The sequence below is a fragment of the Puia sp. P3 genome (assembly GCF_050632245.1).
Lineage (GTDB): Bacteria > Bacteroidota > Bacteroidia > Chitinophagales > Chitinophagaceae > Puia.
In genome coordinates, this window is the sequence record NZ_CP192583.1 from 6,016,201 (window position 1) to 6,033,116 (window position 16,916).

20 protein-coding genes and 2 pseudogenes are annotated in these 16,916 nt (G+C 55.5%); 9 read left to right on the forward strand and 13 right to left on the reverse strand.

The genetic code is table 11. From position 1 onward, the window contains the following. Positions 1–76: 76 nt before the first annotated feature. The 3 genes from ACQ86N_RS37975 to ACQ86N_RS37985 are packed head-to-tail and all read right to left on the reverse strand — an operon-like array spanning position 77 to position 2,484. Complete coding sequence (locus tag ACQ86N_RS37975) at positions 77–619, reverse strand: DinB family protein (protein ID WP_431211565.1); 543 nt, start codon at positions 617–619, stop codon at positions 77–79. A gap of 18 nt (positions 620–637) precedes the next feature. Next, the gene (locus ACQ86N_RS37980) at positions 638–2,062 is read right to left on the reverse strand and encodes a beta-N-acetylhexosaminidase (protein ID WP_431211566.1); all 1,425 of its coding nucleotides are present in this window, start codon (positions 2,060–2,062) and stop codon (positions 638–640) included. Then, the gene (locus tag ACQ86N_RS37985) at positions 2,029–2,484 is read right to left on the reverse strand and encodes a glycoside hydrolase family 20 zincin-like fold domain-containing protein (protein ID WP_431211567.1); all 456 of its coding nucleotides are present in this window, start codon (positions 2,482–2,484) and stop codon (positions 2,029–2,031) included. Before ACQ86N_RS37985 ends, ACQ86N_RS37980 begins: the two co-directional genes overlap by 34 nt. 138 nt (positions 2,485–2,622) lie before the next feature. Between ACQ86N_RS37985 and ACQ86N_RS37990 the strand changes: the two genes are divergently transcribed. Genes ACQ86N_RS37990 through ACQ86N_RS38005 form a run of 4 tightly spaced genes read left to right on the forward strand, consistent with a single transcriptional unit; the run spans position 2,623 to position 4,982 of the window. Continuing rightward, positions 2,623–3,042 carry an ABC transporter permease gene (locus ACQ86N_RS37990; protein WP_431211568.1) on the forward strand — a complete coding sequence of 140 codons (420 nt, stop codon included), beginning with the start codon at positions 2,623–2,625 and terminating at the stop codon, positions 3,040–3,042. Continuing rightward, positions 2,997–3,182, forward strand: a complete 186-nt coding sequence (locus tag ACQ86N_RS37995) for an ABC transporter permease (protein ID WP_431211569.1) — start codon at positions 2,997–2,999, stop codon at positions 3,180–3,182. Before ACQ86N_RS37990 ends, ACQ86N_RS37995 begins: the two co-directional genes overlap by 46 nt. Continuing rightward, on the forward strand, positions 3,175–3,333 hold the full coding sequence (locus ACQ86N_RS38000; RefSeq protein WP_431211570.1) for a hypothetical protein: 159 nt from the start codon (positions 3,175–3,177) through the stop codon (positions 3,331–3,333). The genes ACQ86N_RS37995 and ACQ86N_RS38000 overlap by 8 nt, the downstream gene beginning before the upstream one ends. Further along, positions 3,333–4,982, forward strand: a complete 1,650-nt coding sequence (locus ACQ86N_RS38005) for an FtsX-like permease family protein (RefSeq protein WP_431211571.1) — start codon at positions 3,333–3,335, stop codon at positions 4,980–4,982. The genes ACQ86N_RS38000 and ACQ86N_RS38005 overlap by 1 nt, the downstream gene beginning before the upstream one ends. A 69-nt stretch (positions 4,983–5,051) precedes the next feature. Here ACQ86N_RS38005 and ACQ86N_RS38010 read toward each other — a convergent pair whose 3' ends face one another. Further along, a complete protein-coding gene (locus ACQ86N_RS38010) occupies positions 5,052–5,429 on the reverse strand; it encodes a hypothetical protein (protein ID WP_431211572.1) in 378 nt (125 codons plus the stop codon). Between the two features lie 118 nt (positions 5,430–5,547). Between ACQ86N_RS38010 and ACQ86N_RS38015 the strand changes: the two genes are divergently transcribed. From ACQ86N_RS38015 to ACQ86N_RS38025, 3 genes are all read left to right on the forward strand, one after another. Then, positions 5,548–6,120, forward strand: a complete 573-nt coding sequence (locus ACQ86N_RS38015) for a Crp/Fnr family transcriptional regulator (protein ID WP_431211573.1) — start codon at positions 5,548–5,550, stop codon at positions 6,118–6,120. A 160-nt stretch (positions 6,121–6,280) separates the two neighbouring features. Beyond that, a complete protein-coding gene (locus tag ACQ86N_RS38020) occupies positions 6,281–7,045 on the forward strand; it encodes a helix-turn-helix domain-containing protein (RefSeq protein WP_431211574.1) in 765 nt (254 codons plus the stop codon). A 44-nt stretch (positions 7,046–7,089) separates the two neighbouring features. After that, complete coding sequence (locus tag ACQ86N_RS38025) at positions 7,090–7,644, forward strand: cupin domain-containing protein (protein ID WP_431211575.1); 555 nt, start codon at positions 7,090–7,092, stop codon at positions 7,642–7,644. 688 nt (positions 7,645–8,332) lie between these two features. On the opposite strand, the gene ACQ86N_RS38030 is transcribed toward ACQ86N_RS38025, so the two are convergent. Beyond that, on the reverse strand, positions 8,333–8,950 hold the full coding sequence (locus ACQ86N_RS38030) for a hypothetical protein (RefSeq protein WP_431211576.1): 618 nt from the start codon (positions 8,948–8,950) through the stop codon (positions 8,333–8,335). Positions 8,951–9,018: 68 nt separating this feature from the next. Beyond that, a complete protein-coding gene (locus ACQ86N_RS38035) occupies positions 9,019–10,032 on the reverse strand; it encodes a carboxypeptidase regulatory-like domain-containing protein (RefSeq protein ID WP_431211577.1) in 1,014 nt (337 codons plus the stop codon). 367 nt (positions 10,033–10,399) lie between these two features. Between ACQ86N_RS38035 and ACQ86N_RS38040 the strand changes: the two genes are divergently transcribed. Beyond that, complete coding sequence (locus tag ACQ86N_RS38040) at positions 10,400–11,449, forward strand: sensor histidine kinase (RefSeq protein WP_431211578.1); 1,050 nt, start codon at positions 10,400–10,402, stop codon at positions 11,447–11,449. A 50-nt stretch (positions 11,450–11,499) separates the two neighbouring features. Next, positions 11,500–12,258, forward strand: a complete 759-nt coding sequence (locus ACQ86N_RS38045) for a LytR/AlgR family response regulator transcription factor (RefSeq protein WP_431211579.1) — start codon at positions 11,500–11,502, stop codon at positions 12,256–12,258. Between the two features lie 33 nt (positions 12,259–12,291). On the opposite strand, the gene ACQ86N_RS38050 is transcribed toward ACQ86N_RS38045, so the two are convergent. The 7 genes and pseudogenes from ACQ86N_RS38050 to ACQ86N_RS38080 all read right to left on the reverse strand — a co-directional run. Next, positions 12,292–12,486, reverse strand: a complete 195-nt coding sequence (locus ACQ86N_RS38050; protein ID WP_431211580.1) for a hypothetical protein — start codon at positions 12,484–12,486, stop codon at positions 12,292–12,294. Between the two features lie 66 nt (positions 12,487–12,552). Then, on the reverse strand, positions 12,553–12,984 hold the full coding sequence (locus tag ACQ86N_RS38055; protein WP_431211581.1) for an RrF2 family transcriptional regulator: 432 nt from the start codon (positions 12,982–12,984) through the stop codon (positions 12,553–12,555). 186 nt (positions 12,985–13,170) lie between these two features. Then, positions 13,171–15,390 (reverse strand): glycosyl hydrolase family 28-related protein, encoded by a 2,220-nt coding sequence (locus ACQ86N_RS38060; RefSeq protein ID WP_431211582.1) that lies wholly within the window; start codon positions 15,388–15,390, stop codon positions 13,171–13,173. Positions 15,391–15,411: 21 nt separating this feature from the next. Beyond that, complete coding sequence (locus tag ACQ86N_RS38065; RefSeq protein WP_431211583.1) at positions 15,412–15,714, reverse strand: hypothetical protein; 303 nt, start codon at positions 15,712–15,714, stop codon at positions 15,412–15,414. 89 nt (positions 15,715–15,803) lie between these two features. Beyond that, positions 15,804–16,076, reverse strand: a pseudogene (locus tag ACQ86N_RS38070) (glycosyl hydrolase family 28-related protein); the annotation flags it as partial. A gap of 163 nt (positions 16,077–16,239) precedes the next feature. Then, positions 16,240–16,383, reverse strand: coding sequence for a hypothetical protein (locus tag ACQ86N_RS38075; protein ID WP_431211584.1), 144 nt, complete (start codon positions 16,381–16,383; stop codon positions 16,240–16,242). A gap of 292 nt (positions 16,384–16,675) precedes the next feature. Then, positions 16,676–16,890: pseudogene (locus tag ACQ86N_RS38080) on the reverse strand (glycoside hydrolase domain-containing protein); the annotation flags it as partial. Positions 16,891–16,916: the final 26 nt, after the last annotated feature.

Consider the following 16,916-nt stretch of genomic DNA (forward strand, 5'->3'; position numbering starts at 1 on the left):
TTTCCTTCAGGGATGAATTATACCTGTGCGGATGCATTCCCGGATGAGGGGAAATTAATTGGGATTAGTGGTAATCTTATTTTACTCCCTTATTGGAATCCCAGTTGCCGGCCAGTTTGCGGATATAAAGGATCTGACCGGTGTGATAGGCATTGTGCGTACTGATATGTGCGATGGTGTCGTACCAGGCCTGGAGTTTGGCGTCGTCGGAATTTTTGATGGCCGACTCCCAGTCCTTCATGACCTGGTTGAGCTGCTCCACGGTAGACGCCCAGGTGGCCTCGGTGAATGCGGTGAAGGTCTCGTTGTTATCGCCGTCGAATGCCGCGGGTTTTTTGCCGTTGAACTTGTCGAGCGACTGCCGGTTCCAAAACAGCAGATGATAGGTAAGCTGTCCGATAGAATGGGAAGAATCGGAAGGCTTCCACATCGCCTGCTGCGCGGTAAGGCCTTCGACGGCCTTACTGATCGGAACGAACCAGTCCTGCTGGTTCCATGTGTTCTGAAACTGTTGAAGCAGAATTGATTTCAGCGTGGGAGGTGTTTTTGCCTGCTGGCCGATGGCGGAGACTCCGGTCAGTAAAAGACCGGCAAACAGAAAGTAGGTTAGCTTACGCATAAGATCGATTTATGGTTGTTAATAGATATGCCTGCCCTGATCGATGCGGCGCGACAATTCGTCCTTTCTGATGTTCACCTGCTGTCCTATCGGACGACCATCTCTGTAAGTAATTACATTTAGCTGCGCGGCGCCGAGCGGAAATCTCACCGGAGTACCGTCGTACCTGGTGCTGAACGTATCCGGGTTTGTATTATCAAATGTATAGTAAATATCCAGCCCTTTGATCTCGGTGGTCATGTCGACGGTGAAATCGCGGTCCGGGGTACGCTTTGGCGTGAAGATCACGTTGAACGAGCTGCGCGCGTATTTGATGCCGGCCGCGTCGAAATAGTGAAATTCCTCTTCCATGCGGCGGGTAAAATCGTCCCAGTTGCGCGCTGCCTTAGGACTCCAGTAAACCTCGGAGAGTGCAAGCGCCCTGGGCCAGGTCATGTATTCGACCTGGCGGAAGGTGGGGACCGATTCGGTCCACAGATTGCCCTGTCCGCCAAGGATGAGTTTTTCGTCGACGCTGTCGGGGACGGGGTCGTAGTTATAAGAATCTCTCAGCCGGCAGATGCCGTAGGTCGGAGGTTCGACGGTATTCTCTCCCTGATAGAGATCGAGATAAGTATAATCCCAGGGGGTCATGACGACCTTGTGCCCCATCCGCGCTGCAGTGATGCCGCCGGACATTCCCCGCCAGCTCATCACCGTTGCCTCGGGGGCCAGTCCGCCTTCGAGGATCTCGTCCCAGCCTATCAGCCGCTTGCCTTTCGAGTTGAGCATTTTCTCCATACGTCGTACAAAATAGCTCTGCAGTTCGTCGACGTTCTTCAGGTGCTCGTCCGCCATGCGGCGCTGGCATTTGGGACAGGTCGCCCAGAAGCCTTTGTAGGCTTCGTCGCCGCCGATGTGTATGTATTCGCAGGGAAAGATGGTTGCCAGCTCCGAAAAGATCTTGTCGAGGACGGTAAACACGGTGTCATTCCCGATGCAAAGCGCGTTGTCTTCCCGCACCGGACCGCGCGATCCGGGATTGACGCTATATGGCAGCTGCGTGCAGGACAGATTGTTATAGGATGAGATCAGCGCAAGGCTGTGGGCGGGCACGTCGATCTCGGGGAGAATGGTCACGTTCCTGTCCTGTGCATAGCGGATGATCTCCCGCATTTCGTCCTGGGTGTAAAATCCACCATAGGGAGTGGGTTCTCCCGCCAGAGAAGGCAGGAACTCGCCCCAGCGTCCGGTACGCGATACGCGCCAGGCGCCGTGCTGGGTCAGCTGCGGCAGGCTCTTGATCTCGATCCGCCAACCCTGGTCGTCGCTAAGGTGGAGATGAAGGGTATTGTATTTATACCGGACCATTTCGTCGATATAGCGCAACACTTCGTCTTTTGTAAAGAAATGACGGCTCACGTCCAGCATCAGTCCCCTCCAGGCAAAGCGGGGGTAGTCCATGACCTCAACGCAGGGGAGGTGCCCCCGGTCTGCAGCTGCAGCAAAGTCTGCAGTCCATAAAACACGCCGGCTGCGTCGTTGGCCCGCAGGACGATACGGGACGGGGTGACGGTAAGGGTATAGCCTTCTTTTCCAAGGACATTCCTGTCGGCCATCGTAGCTATCTGAAGAACTTTCCCGCTCTTGCCCCGCCGCATCCGGATGCCTGTGCTTTTTTCCAACTGACCGGTAAACCAGCCCGCGGGATGGTCGAAAGCCGGTGTCTCTACGGACAACACGACGGACTTGTCCAGGGTAAAAGAGCCGGTCTGTTGTTTGACGGAAACGGGTTGTGGAATCAAATGTATCGACGGGTCGGGCGCAGCGTGCGCTTTCGAGATCAATAAGGCCAGAGTGAGGAGGGCCGCAGATAGTCGTTGCATAGAAAGCAAAATACGGATTTGAGGACGGAAATGAACACCGTTCGTATCAAAAGCGGACAATTTCCTGCTAAATAAGGTGCTATTTTGCTGGTTCTTAGCCGGGTATAAACCCGGCACCGTTTTTATTGTACCGAAGGCATGCTAAAGAATTATGTCTTCATCGCCCTGCGGAATCTGTGGAAGCACAAGCGTTTTTCCGCGATCAACCTCATAGGACTGGCGTTGGGTATCGCCTGTACCCTGCTGATACTACTGTGGGTCCGGGACGAAAAAGGCGTCGACGCCTTTCACCGGAATTCCGACCGGCTCTACTATGTCTATGAGCGCAACTATATGGGGGGTAAGCTGCAGCCCTGGTACTGGACGCAGGGACCGTTGTGGGAAGAACTGAAAAAAGAGTTTCCGGAGGTCGAGCAGGCTGCGGCGGTCTCCTGGACTTCGACCAATACGTTTTCGGTCGGTGAGAAGGCTCTCAAAGAGAGCGGATATAGCGCGGGCGCCGATTTTTTACGATGTTCAGCCACCCGCTGCTGGAAGGGTCTGCGAAACAGGCGCTGAATACCCCCAACAGTCTGGCTATCTCGAGGACGATGGCCGACCAGTTCTTCGGCAGTCCCGCGGCCGCGATTGGTAAGACAATTCGCTATGAGAACCGCAAGGATTTCAGGGTCTCCGCGGTATTCGGAAGACATGGGTGACCGGGTATCCGACAAGGCCAGTTATATCATGAGCTGGCTGGCGTACGCGGAGGACGGCAACGAATGGACCAAACAGTGGCAGGCGGTTGACCCGCGCACGGTAATTCTATTACGCCCGGGGGCCGACGCGGCGGCGGTGGAAAAAAGATAATGCATCTGCTCGACCGGTTCGAGACGGAGCAAAAGAATATCCGGATCGAACTGGCGCTTCAGCGTTTTAGCGACTATTATCTTCATTCGGAGTTCAGGAACGGCGTGCCGACCGCGGGGAGAATCGAATATATGAAGCTCTTCAGCATTGTGGCGCTGTTCATCCTGCTGATCGCCTGTATCAATTTTATGAACCTGACTACAGCGAGGTCTGTTCGCAGGGCAAAGGAAATCGGCGTCCGAAAGGTAATGGGCGCGCTGCGAAGCCGGTTGATCCGGCAATTTATCGGAGAGGCGGTGCTTATGACCTTGTTGTCCGTGCTACTCGCGCTGTTCGTTGTGGTCCTGCTGTTGCCGTGGTTTAATCAGATAACGGGCAAGCATCTGGTCCTTCCGGTGGCTGTTCCCTTGTTCTGGATGGAGATTGCGGCTCTTGTTCTGGTGACGGGGTTTGTATCGGGCAGTTATCCCGCCTTTTATTTATCGGCCTTTAGTCCGATTCGCGTGCTGAAGGCGGCTCTTCCGTCGGGCAGCCGGGGGGATGCCCGCTTCCGGAAGGGGTTGGTGGTGTTTCAGTTCGTGCTGTCGATCGTATTGATCCTCTCTACCCTGCTGATCTCCCGGCAGATCAATTATCTGCAAACTGCGAGGCTGGGGTATGACCGGGAAAATTTAGTCTACGTGCCGATGGACGGGGATCTGCGGTCGAAGCAGGATGTGTTTATGGCGCGGGTTCGGGGGATGGCGGGTGTACAGCGCCTCAGCCTCATGTCCGAGAATCCGACGACGATGAACAGCGGCACGCTGTCTATCCGCTGGCCGGGGAAGGACCCGAACGAGAGTACCCGATTCATACACGCCGGGATCGGGCCGGATTTCATGAAGACAATGCGATTGCAGATGGCTTCCGGGCGGGACTTTTCTGAGGAATTTCCTACCGACTCTTCGGCCGTTATCATCAACGAGACAGCGGCCGCGCTGATTGGATTTAAGGGCGATCCTATCGGAAAGACGATCTTCAACGGGGATTATCCGCTGCATATCGTCGGGGTGGTAAAGGATTTTCATTTTCAGTCGCTGCACGAGACTATCCTGCCGCTTGTGTTGTCTCAGCAGAAAAAGAATTTCTCTATGGCGGTGATACGGATCTTGCCTGGCAGGACGTCTAATGTGCTGGCGGGTCTGGAAGGGCTTTGCAAGAAATTGAATCCGGCCTTTCCCTTTACCTATTTATTTTCCGATCAGGAATATGCGAAATTATATACCGGTGAAGCTGTCATCGGCAAGCTCTCGGTGATCTTTGCGGGCCTCGCGATATTTATTTCCTGTTTGGGGCTGCTGGGTTTGTCGATGTTTACTGCCGAGCAACGTACGAGGGAGATCGGGATCCGGAAGGTGCTGGGGGCGAGTGTTCCATCGCTGTTTGCGCTGCTCTCGCGAAGTTTTTTAGGGCTTGTGGTGATCGCGTTTGTGATTGCGGCACCGCTTGGATGGTGGGCGATGAGTTCCTGGCTAAGGGGATATGCGTATAGGACGGATATCCCGTGGTGGACGTTTGTGGCCGCCGGGGTATTGGCGGGGGTGATTGCGCTGGCGACTGTTTTTGGCAGTCGATGGCGGCGGCGAGGGCTAATCCGATCCGAAGTTTGAGATCGGAGTGAGGGGGGCCCGGAGTGCCTGCTGGTTCCGTGGCTCAGCGGAAATCGTAGTTGACGATCTTCAGGCGCTGGCCGGGGGCGCAGGTGTCCGAGGAACCGAGGACTCTCCGACGTCTTTTATATCATAGACGAATCCGACGACGAGGGTGTCCTTGTCGAAGCCCGGCGGGACGAGCTTTTGAAAGACGAGCTGGTGGGCCTTGTTGGGGACGTCCCTGATGAGCATCGGGGCCAGAGCGGAGTCGAACACGACGTTGTTTCTCCCGTGTATCGTAAGGCGGAAGGTAATGGTATGCTGATCGGTGGAAAAATCCTGGTCGGTATACAACTGGTATTGTATGGTCCTCGGAGGCGGAGGATTGTAGTGATCTTTTTTGCAGGCCGCGAATGGCAGGGCGACGAGGGCCGCTCCGCAGAGGAGCCGGACAGACTGGTTCATTTTTGAGTATTTTTCAGGTTGCGTGTAAAACTATATAATTTATCGGGGGTTGGATAGGGAGACTGTACCAACGGTAGATATCGGCTTCCGAATTGAGGGTTTTGATATCTTTACTGTAATGAACAATACGGTTACGGACTATCTGCAGCAATTCCGGCCCATTCCGGCGGGGGACAGGGACACCATCCTCTCGTACTTTACGACCGAGAAGGTGGAAGAAGGCCGATTCGTGTTGAAGGAGGGAAAGGTCTGTTCGCATCTGTATTATATCTGCAGCGGCATCCTTCGTATCGTATCCACCAGTGAGAAGGGTACGGACAGGACACATTATTTCTACAGGGAGAACCAGATATGTACTATATTAAAGAGTTTTGACGAAGGGGTGGCGGCGGACGCGGGTATACAGGCGGCGTGTGACGCTGAATTGCTCGTTATTTCAAAGAAGCGGCTGGAGGAGTTGTTTGGGGCCCTGCCCTGGATGAAGGATGTAATAGACAACGTATTCCAGCGCCAGCTGCTGGAGAAGGTGGAGACGCGGAACGCGTATCTGGGGGTTGACGCCGAGACGCAGTATAGGATCTTTGTTGAACGCCAGCCGGATATCGCGCTGCGGGTTCCAATGAAGGATATTGCGTCCTATCTCGGAATCACGCCGCAGTCGCTGAGCCGGATAAGGAGAAAGAGCCGGTGATCAGGGGCGCGGAGAGGATCCGGTGATCCGGTGGCCGTTCCCGGGGAAGAAACATTGAAATGTCTGTGCAGCATAATATATCGATTCCCGATAGGCTCAGGCCTTTTGTGCGCGAGGTCCTGATACTGGATTCGAGTCAACTTTCGTTCTACGCGGATGGATGCCCGGGGATTATTTTTCAGCAGACGGAGAGTGGAGGGGAAGCGGTCGCAGGGATAGCGGGCTCATCCTCAATGGAGACAAACAGCTCTCGCCTGTATTTTTGTATGGCCAGACGGTGGAGCCTATCCGCATGGCGACGATGGGCAGCCTGAAGATGGTCGTGGTCTGTCTGCACCCGCATGCAGTACACCCGATATTCCGGCTGAGTGCAAAGGAAATTACGGACGACTGTCTCGACCTGAGTCTGCTGTCGGCGGCGCCGGGGATTGACATCACGGAACGGTTGCGGAATGAGGTGGGGGTGGAAGAACAGGTGCGCGTTTTGTTCGACTATATAGAACAGGTGGTTACCCGCAATGGGTCGACTGTCGACGCCGGTATGGCATACGCGGCCACGCATATCTGGCAGGCCGGCCGTGGATTGTCGCTGAAAAAGTTACAGCAGACGCTGAACCTGAGCGAACGCAGTCTTCAGCGAAAATTCGTACAATATGTCGGCATATCGCCCAGGCTATTTTCGAAGATATCCCAGTTCCAGGCCGCTCTGGCCCAGCTGACGAGCAGAAAATTCTTCAAGTTATCGGATATTGCCTACGACAATGGATATGCGGACCAGTCTCATTTTATCCGGGGATTTAAAAAGTTCACCGGTCTTTCGCCCAACGCGTATATCGAAAAAACCGTTTCGCGGGGTGGATCGGATATCGAAAAAACCCTTACTCCGGGCGGATCGGACGAGATGCCTGTCGGCAAAAAGCAGTAACTTTGCTGCGCCGCAGGTTTCACTCTCACTAAAAACGATTGGCTATGGCCTACAAAAACAAGACGATCAGGAATCCTATCACCGGTCAGCAGATCCGGTTCATTCAGACGAGCAAAGACACCAACGGACAGGTACTGGAAATGGAAGCGACTTATAACGCGACGTCCAAAGAACCACCTTCTCACTATCACCCTTATCAGGACGAAAATTTTACCGTTATTTCCGGCGAGCTCCGGGTCCGGCTGGACGGCGAAGAAACGCACACGCTGCAGGCCGGCGACACGCTTCAGATACCGCGCGGTCAGGTGCACTCCATGTGGAATGCCTCCAAACATAAAGCCGTCGTCAACTGGCAGGTCCGCCCCGCCATGAATACGGAAGAGCTGCTGGAGACTTTCATGGGGCTGGCCACAGACGGAAAATGCAACAGGCAGGGCATGCCCGGCCTGCTGCAAATAGCGCTGACCTCGGGTAAATATAACCGGGAGACGAGACTGGTATCTCCTCCTCTTTTGATTCAGCGGGTGTTCTTCTCCGTGCTTACGCCGTTTGCGCGGATGGCGGGGTACAAAGCGGTGTATCCTCAATATCTGGACTGAGGGCCGCGGATCAGAATTGGATCCGGTAGAGAATATCGGGAAGAAGCGGATCTGGTAGATAGGCGCCGCGATCCCTTTCGCCTGATTGTACTGCATCAGAAAGATATTTTTCCGGTTCGTTACGTTTTGAAGGTCGAGATAAAATGTCTCGCTCATCCTGTGTCTGGGGCTGTTCATTCGAAAGCCGAATTTGGTATCCAGCCGTAAATAAGAATCCAGCTGTTGTGAATTGTAGTGCAGGGTATCGAGGATCTCATAACCCGCACTGAGAGAGGCCGCCACGTTGATAGGCGTGGTATAGCGTCCACCAATAGTTGACACCCGGAGGTCCAGTGTGAAGGCGTTGTTCTCCGAGACCCTCCATTCCTTACCGGCAAGCGCATTTAAAACGTATTTATAGTTGAATGCGGTATTCCGTTGTACGCCATCGCTGCCTTTATATTTGGAGTCGAATACCGAAGCCGTCAGCAGCAGATAGTATCCCCTGTTGAGAAACCGCTCGACCGTCCATTCCATTCCCTTATTGGCGCCGGATCCTTTGTCGACCAGGCCGACCTTGTCGGGAAACCCGAAATCGGCACCCGCATTGAGCATGGAGAAGCCGCTCGGCTGCCGCTCGACGGGCACGTCGAAGAGATACTGGAAATAGAACTCGGCTTTCAGGCGCCACTCGGGCTGGAAGCGCCACTCATAGCCGAGGACGAAGCTGGTGTGCGCGGGTCAGGCCGAGGTTCCGGTTGGACGGGTCGCGCTGCCCTGTCTCTTCGTCGACAGTCTTGAAATATACCGGCAGCGGCTGCAGCTGACTGTGCAGGCCATAGCTGAGATAGACGGTCTGCGCCGCAGGCAGCTGATAGGAAAAAGAGATACGGGGTTCGACGGCGTTGCTGCCGTTGAGATTGAAATAAGTGCCGTGCAGTCCGCCGACGATGCTGAACCGTTCGCTGGCGCGGTATTTAAACTGTCCGAAGTACTGCCACAGGAACGGCGAGCCCTTGTAGTCGCTCACGGTATCGAAGGGGGCGGAAGCAGGACGCGCCGTCTTGTCGAGGATCAGGAGGTCCAGCCCCATGCTCTCTCCGGTGAAACCGATCCTGTACGAAAGACGGCTGTTGACCTTTTGGTTGATATAAGACGAGAAGCGCCAGGTGTTGGTCTTGTTGTTATTGGTAAAATTCATCCAGCGATTGGCGTAGGGCGGCACGGGATCGGGATACCGGTACTGGTCGTATTTGTCGAGCGTATTGGCAAAGGAGACGACGGTCCGCAGATAGGTGCGGGTGCCGATGTCGAGGTTGTGTTTCACGCCGAGGAAATAAAAATTACTCTTGTCGTAGGCGTCCTGGTCGGACTGCGCATAGAAATCCGTGGAGTCTACGTCCTTGCCGATGAAGTCGATGGTGCTGGTTCCCCCATTCCAAAGAAAGAGAACTTGCCCGCGCGCGACGCGCCGGATGTGATGTTGAAGGCCCAGTCCTGATATTTCGGTACAGCTTTTGTGCCGATGTTGATGCCGAGGGATTGCGCGACCTGCGCAAAAGAATAGCGGTAGCTGGCGAGGTAGGCGGCGCCGTTGTTCTTATTGTTAAGTGGCCCTTCGACCGTTGCCTCAAATCCACTGAATGCATTCAGCTGCAGCGTCTGCTCGTGTCTGCTGCTGTTGCCGCTGCGCAGCGAGATATCGAATACGGCCGCCGTGGCATTGCCGAATTCCGCGGGGAAGGCCCCGGTGAGGAAATCGGAGGTTTTGAGAACATTGGTGTTGAGCGCGCTGACCGGCCCCCCGCTGGTCCCGAGTGTCGCAAAATGGTTGGGACTTGGCGAAGGGCTGCCATCTATCTTCCATAGAACACCCGCGGGAGAGTTACCCCTCACGACGATATCGTTGCGGGCGTCGCTGTTGGCTGCGACACCTGCAAAATTGCTGACGAGTTTGCTCGGGTCGTTGCGGCCGCCGGCATAGCGCGTGACGTCTTCCACGCTGAACGACCGGGAGCTGCCGGCGGTGAATTCGTTGGTTGCTGCGCCCCTTTTTGCTTTTGCCGCTGTGACGGTCAGGGTCTTCAGGGTCACGAGGCGCTGTTCGAGGGAGACGTCGAGGATGACCTCCTTCCCCGCTGTTACGAGGACGGAAGCTACGGAAGCCGGGTAGTAGCCGGTACTGCCATAGTTCAACTGCTGGCGGCCGAGCGGCACCGCCGGCAGGACATAGCGTCCGAGAGAATCCGAGACGGCGCCGATATCGAGGCCGGCGACGGTGATGGTAACGCCGGCGAGTGGTTTTTCAGAAATGCGGTCGGTAATGATGCCGTGGATGGCTTGTGTCTTTTGCGCTGAGGCGGTGGCGGCCACTGTGCAAAGGATGATCGTTGTGATTAGCTGTTTCATTTGACGGGCTTGAGCGTGTGTGCCGCGGGATCGTAGAGGAAATAGTCGTTGAGGCGTCCTTCGGTGTCGTTGACCATGCCGGCCGGAGTTCCCGGCCGGGGTGGAAGTGTTTGGGGGGATCAGGGGGTTGGGTTTGGGCTGCGACGTGGGTTTGGGATTGGGCCGCGACTTGGGTTTGGGTTTGGGCTGCCCAAAGCGCGGAGGATAGAATAAGCGCGGCGAAGATGTTCATAACAGCAGATTTTGGGGCCAAACATACATGGACGGCCAGGGGGCGGCAATCGAAAAGGAGTGAGCTGCCGAAATATCGGTGTGAACCGTAGCCGGAGGGTTTTCAAATCCTGGGGACTTGTCGTACTTTTAACCCATGCGCTGGTCGACGGATAAAATAGGTTTTGACGACCGCCTGGTCGTTGTGCTGGGCATCCTGGGGTTCTCTGTCATGGTCCCCGTGGTGTTCTTCAACTGGCATATCTGGGAACCACCCTATCTTCCGTGGCAGACCTTCTGGCCCTGTCTGCTGATCACCGCGACCATCTGGATCGGCTGCAGGTATATCATGGTGTGGTCGCGCAACCGCTACCCCAGATTTAGGGACGTCAGACACCGGCTGTGGGTCCAGAATTCGCTGATCCTGTTGTATTCGTTGCTGGTGAACAACGGAATAGGAACGCTGACGGACGGGATCTGCGACCCGCTGTTCGGACAACGCCCGCACCATCATTCGACGACGGATATCCTGATCGGATCGAATGCCGCGGCCATATTGTGTACGCTGCTGGTGGTGGCCATTTACGAAAGCAATTACTTTATCAACGAACTGAGAAAGTCTGTTATCGAAAAAGAACAGCTCAAGCGGGATACGCTGCAGGCTCAGCTGAATGCTCTGCGCATACAGGTGAACCCGCATTTTTTGTTCAACAACCTGAATACGCTGAGCGCTGTCATCCCGGACAACCCCACACAGGCCGTGGACTTTGTTCAGCAGCTGTCGAAGGTGTACCGCCATATTCTCGAAGTAAAGGACGAGCAGAGCATCCTGCTGAAGGAAGAACTGGAAGTGCTGGAATCCTATGCCTTTCTGATGAAGACGAGGTTTGGAGAGAACCTCGATATTTCCATTCGGGTCGCCGAAGAGAAGATGCAGCAGCGAATCGTTCCTCTTTCCCTGCAGATACTGATGGAGAACGCCATCAAACATAATATCGTCTCTTCGGCGAAGCCCCTGCATATCGATATCAGTACGGAGGAGGGAAGGCTGATCGTAAGAAATACCCTGCAGAAGAAAAATCAGTCGATGGAATCGACCGGGATTGGATTGGAAAATATCCGGAACCGGTACAGGCTTCTCGGGGACAGATTGGTGGAGGTGCTGGAGGGCCCGGGGAGTTTTACGGTGGCTATACCGTTGATGTGAGGACTTTGCAGGTGCTGGACCATCGATGTGATGACTTTACGGTGACGAGTATGCGAGTAGTAATTATAGAAGACGAGACTCCGGCGGCCATGAGGCTGGCGCGGATGCTGCAGGGGGTGGACCCGGGTATCGAGGTCGTCCGCAAGCTGGACAGCGTCGAGTCCTCGGTGAAATATCTGGAGACGTCGGAGCGGCCGGACCTGATCTTTATGGATATCCAGCTGGCCGACGGTCTCAGCTTCTCCATCTTCGAGCAGGTGCAGCTGACTACACCCGTCATATTCACGACGGCATTCGATAATTTTGTCCTGAAAGCATTTAAGGTCAACAGCATCGACTATTTGCTCAAGCCCATCGACGAAAAAGAGCTGGGGCAGGCGGTGCAGAAATATAAACAGCTGTATGCCCGGAGCGGCAACGGCCAGGCCGGGAAGATCGGGAGACTGGTGCAGGAGATGAATCCCGCGAAATACAAACAGCGGCTGCTGATCCGCCGGGGACAGCAGCTACAATCCATAAAGACTTCGGACATCGCCTACTGTCATGCGGACGGAAAGCTGTGTTTCGCAACGGATCATAGCGGTAACAGCTATCTTTTGGACCAGACGCTGGCTCAGCTGGAAAGTTGTCTTGAGCCGCGCCAGTTCTTCCGGATGAACCGGCAGTTGCTCGTCAATATCGAAAGTATCAGGAAAGTGCATACGTGGCTGGGTGGCCGGCTAAAGGTGGAGTTGGCTCCTTCGACAGCTATCGACACTGTGGTGAGCAGGGAGAGGGTAAATGGTTTTAAGGAGTGGCTGGGGAACTAGGCCCGGGTGAGGTTGACGGTGGAAGCGGTGATCTCATAGCAGAGCGTCCGGGCCACGAAGAAAATCAGCAGGACATAGATCCAGTATGCTCCGGGGCGTTTCGCTGCCGGTGATGAGGAAGCTCTTCTGGTCGCCCTTGCCAAAGGCGTTGATCATGAGGTGCAGGACGTCGTCGACGATGGCGTCTTCGCGAAGTCCTTCGACCGCAATGGCGGGGCCGTTGCGCACTTCGAACGGAATGATGCGGATGCCTTCCCTGCAGGAGGAGGAGAGGTAGTACGGATTAAAAGGATTTTACCTTTTCAAGAATAGTTTACTTTTTCGAGTTGCTGATTGAATTCGCCCAGCGTGGCTGACTGCAGCATATGCGAGATGTCGTCGCGGATCTTTTTGAACTCGCTGTGCAGCGGGCAGGGTTTGACCTCGCTGCATTGTTTTAGTCCCAGTGGCACACCCGGAGAAGATGCTGTCGCCGTCGACGGCGCGAACGACATCGGCCAGAGTGGCGTTGAGGGACGATTCATCGAGATAAAATCCGCCCGACGGACCTTTTTGGGACTGGACGAGTCCCTTTCGGCTAAGGCCCTGCAGGATCTTGGCGATAAAGTGTTCGGGGGAATCGATGCCTTTTGCGATCTCCCTGATCCCGACCTTTGAGCCGTTGCAGGTCTTTTGTGCGATGAACAGCAGGGCGCGGATGGCATATTCACAAGCCTTTGAAAACATGTGGTCTCTTTAGAGGACGAAAGTAAGGCATTTGCCGAATAAAAGATTTTTTTGTCTTTATTGGATCTTGGTGTCGGCTGGGTGGCGTCTTCGAGGATGGCCTGTCCGGGGCCGCCTTTTGTGTGCAAACGAATTGCTTTCATGCTGTTTTTTATGCAATGCTAAAGCCAGAGGAAATGCGCAGTGTCAGGGCAGGGCCACTTCATAGAAACCATGGTGACCGGTGACGTACATCATTTTCTGATCTGGGCTGAGGGTCATCCCTGTTGGACGCTCGGGTGTCCTGATCAGCAGATGCTGTCTGCCCTGGGGATCGTAGCGGTACAACTGCCCGTCGGCAATATAGACGTTGCCGGCCTTGTCGGGGATGGAAACAAATTCTCCCCTTTCGGCAAAATGGGTCAGACCCGACAGATAGCCTTCCGGGCTGACGCTGAGCCGAACGGTGCGTTTGTCATATTCGTCTGTTGCGTAGAAGGGCTGGCCGGGGTAGGCCGCGGTAAGCGCGGTGCTTCGGGCGAGGTCATAGACGTCGGGAATGACGGTTGCTCCGTCGGGGGCGACGTAACACCATCCCGGCCTGTTGACGATGACGGTATTGAAGTCGTGGAAGTCCCGCCAGCGGTGCGCGGGGTAAAGCACTTTAAACGGGTGGGCGACAGTGCCCATCGGCGAGCGGGGTAGCAGCGTGATCGTTTCGTCGGGGTTTCCCGGATCGATGGAATAGACCCATGTAGCGAAGCCGGAATTGCCCCAGCCGCTAAACGAGGTGCCTGCGGCGTCGGGGGATTGGAAAAGTTTCCTGGCGGCCATCGACCATCCAGCCTTGTTTTGGAACGTACTTGAAGACGACGAGCAAGTTGTCTTTCTGGTCGCAGGCGAGTGACAGCGGCTCCCGGGGATAGTCGGCGATGAGGGTGAGGCTTCGGGCGGACGGCGACCAGCGGTAGATGCGGCGCATCCGGGACTCGCAGAAGTAGACGTTGCCGCGGCTGTCGGTGACGGCGCTCTGCGCGAACTCGAAGCCGGTGACGAGGGGGACGAACCGGCCGGACTGGAGGCGGCCGCCGCGGGGGCTCCCGGGGTGGGTGGATTCGTGGGGGTTCCCGCTGGTATCATCAGCCGCGCGAATTCCCAGGGGCGAACCTCCGTATTGCTGTTCACGTCGTAAAGCGCCGAGGTAGTCGTGTATTTGATCTGGCTGAAATTATGGACGTTGAGAAACTCCATCGCCGAGCAGCCCCAGAGCCGGACGGAATAAGGATAGGGTTTGATGACGCGGATCACCCGGAACATATACAGATTGGCAAAGGTCATGTTGTGGCAGTCCTGGATCTCCATTGGCTGACATTCCGAGCTCTCGCGGCTCTCCTCTTCCAGCTGCAGCGCATATACCTTCCAGTTGGATACTTTGTTGAACCGGATCTCGTTCCGAACGTGGTGTTCGACGGACATGGCATAGATCCGTCCGGGGGTAGACGTGTTGGAGATATACGCGCCCGAGGTGCAGTAGGTGCTGGCGCTCCAGATGTCCTTGAAGGTACCCCCTCCCCCATCGGTGATCCACAGACTCCAATATTGTGAATCCCAGTCCTTGTCCTGCTGCTGATATATGGTTGTACGAGGGGTCCCCGGACGGTTCAGGCCGCCGTGGCCTCCGATGAATTTGACGTCGTTGAGATAGGAACCCCCGCCCGCCATCCATTTACAACCGACCGCCCTCGGGTTGCTCGCTCCGGTGCTTAGCCCGATGCCGCTGACGATATTGTTCCCTCCGCGGGAGGTCTCCAGCAGAGGGACGGGGGAGCCGAAACCGCCGAAGGCCTGGGTATTGTCGGCCAGTTGCAGCTGTGTCGCGACCGGATTTAGCCCGATAATTACGGTATTGGGTTTCAGCCGCAGTGTATTGCTGATGCGATACCAGCCCTGTGGTACATAGATGACGGGGTATTTGTCGATGGCGTCCTGGATCGCCTTTGTATCGTCGGTTTCTCCGTCGCCTTTTGCGCCGAGCTGAAGCAGGTTGGCCCAGGTGTCCATTGAAGGGAATGCCGGGATATCGCTTGTGGAGGCGGCGGGAAAGGAGTTAAGCGGCTGGAGGTCTTTTGTTGTTGAGTATGTGGGATCGGCGGACCAGTCGTCGATCTGGAGACCGGCCGTGAGACTACGGGCTTCGTAGATGGAGGTGGGACCCTGGACCTGGCGGCCGTTGGCGATGTTTGCGGTCAGGACGGGAACGTTGCGGCAGACGACGTGGCGGAGGTTGATCTGAACCGATGCGTTCTCTTCGTTGCTGATGCGGATGGCGGGACCGCGGACGCCGTCGAAGCGACAGTCTTCCATAAACAGCTTTTCGCAATAGTTGGAGTCGATATCGATGACGATGGGTGTGTTCTTAGCTGTCATCCGGACGATCGCCGGCCGGCCTCACGGGTTCGGATGGCTGCCTTGCGCTGCCCCTCGAACCGAGGTATCCACCATCATAAAGGGCCAGCCGGGAGAAGGCTTGGTGGTATAGATGCCGTAGTCGCCGCCAAAGAAGCGGACGTCCTCCATTTCATTCCCGACGTCGTAAAGGCCGGCCTTGCCGTTGCCGATGAAAATGTCGACGTGGGAGATATAGCTGTGCTGGGCAAAATGGGTACGCGAGCGCCACCGCGGCGGGATTGCCGTCTTCGATTCGCAGGTCGATATTGGACATGGCGCTGTAAAAGGTGGAAGCGCCCGCATCCGGGACTTTCTTTCCCTCTTCCGGTAAGGCGCTTGTAAACCCAAAACATATACCGCGCCAGACCCTTGTCGGAGGAATCGGCCGACTGAAAGCCCGGCGACGACTTGCCAAGAATAAAGACCGGCCGGTTCCTGCCGTATCCTATCAACCGGATCGCTGTTGGGACGTATATGGTTTTTGTGATTAAGTATTTGCCTTCGGGGATGAAGAGGACCCCGAAATTGTGTTTGGACTTTATGTCGCGAATGGCTTGTTGCAGGGCGTCCGGAGACGTCGGTTTTGGCCATCGGCCGTGATATGAAATGCTTCGGGGGTAAAATAGGTGGCCGAGGGATCGTCTGGTCTTTGCGTGAAAACGGATCGTGAAGGTTCACGGGCTTCAACGGACAAAAAGAAAACAACGCAAAGCGCGGAAAGGAGAAAGCTGCCTTTTTCACGTGATCAGATTTATTATTAAGAAAGATAACAAATCTAATCCGTCGGGGTTAACAGGCGTAATGGGGCGCCCCTTCATTACTACTGCATCAACGATAAAGTCGAGCTGAACGGGCTAGAGCCAGATGGCAAAAATAGAGCAGGCCTGTGAAAACACCAAGCAAGAAGGAGAATAAGAGACCGGCAGGGGTGACACTGTCCTGGGTGGACAGGGTGAGGATGAGTTGTTTCATAGTAGTACGTTTGTTCCCTGAAAGGCAAGGGACATGCCATCCGCAAATAATTGATTATCAATGGTGGTTTATACCCGACTGGTCCCGAAAAGGGAATGGGGCCGGGGTTTGGGAAAACCTGCCAGACAGGGAAGGGCTTTAGCGGACTGCTACTGCGGCAGGGACATGGGGCGGTCGGCGGGGGCTCGGCCGAAGACCGGGTTGGGTTTATCTGCCCATGTACAGGCGGAGGGGTCGACCCGGCCTTTATGTCCTGAAATCCAATATAAGACTTGCGGTAGGGCACGCCGTTGAGGGTAGCCCGCTGGATGTAGATATTTTTCGGGCTCCAGTTGGCGGCATCGACCGTAAAGACCTTTCCGCCGCCTACCTCGAGACGGGCGTTCTGCACCAGGGGGTACTGAACACAAAGATCCCGTTGGCAGGATTGACCGGATAGAGACCGACTGCGGTCATCACGTACCAGGCGCTCATCTGGCCAGGCATCGTCATTGCCACAGAGCCCATCGTTCTTATTGGTATAGAAAGAGTCG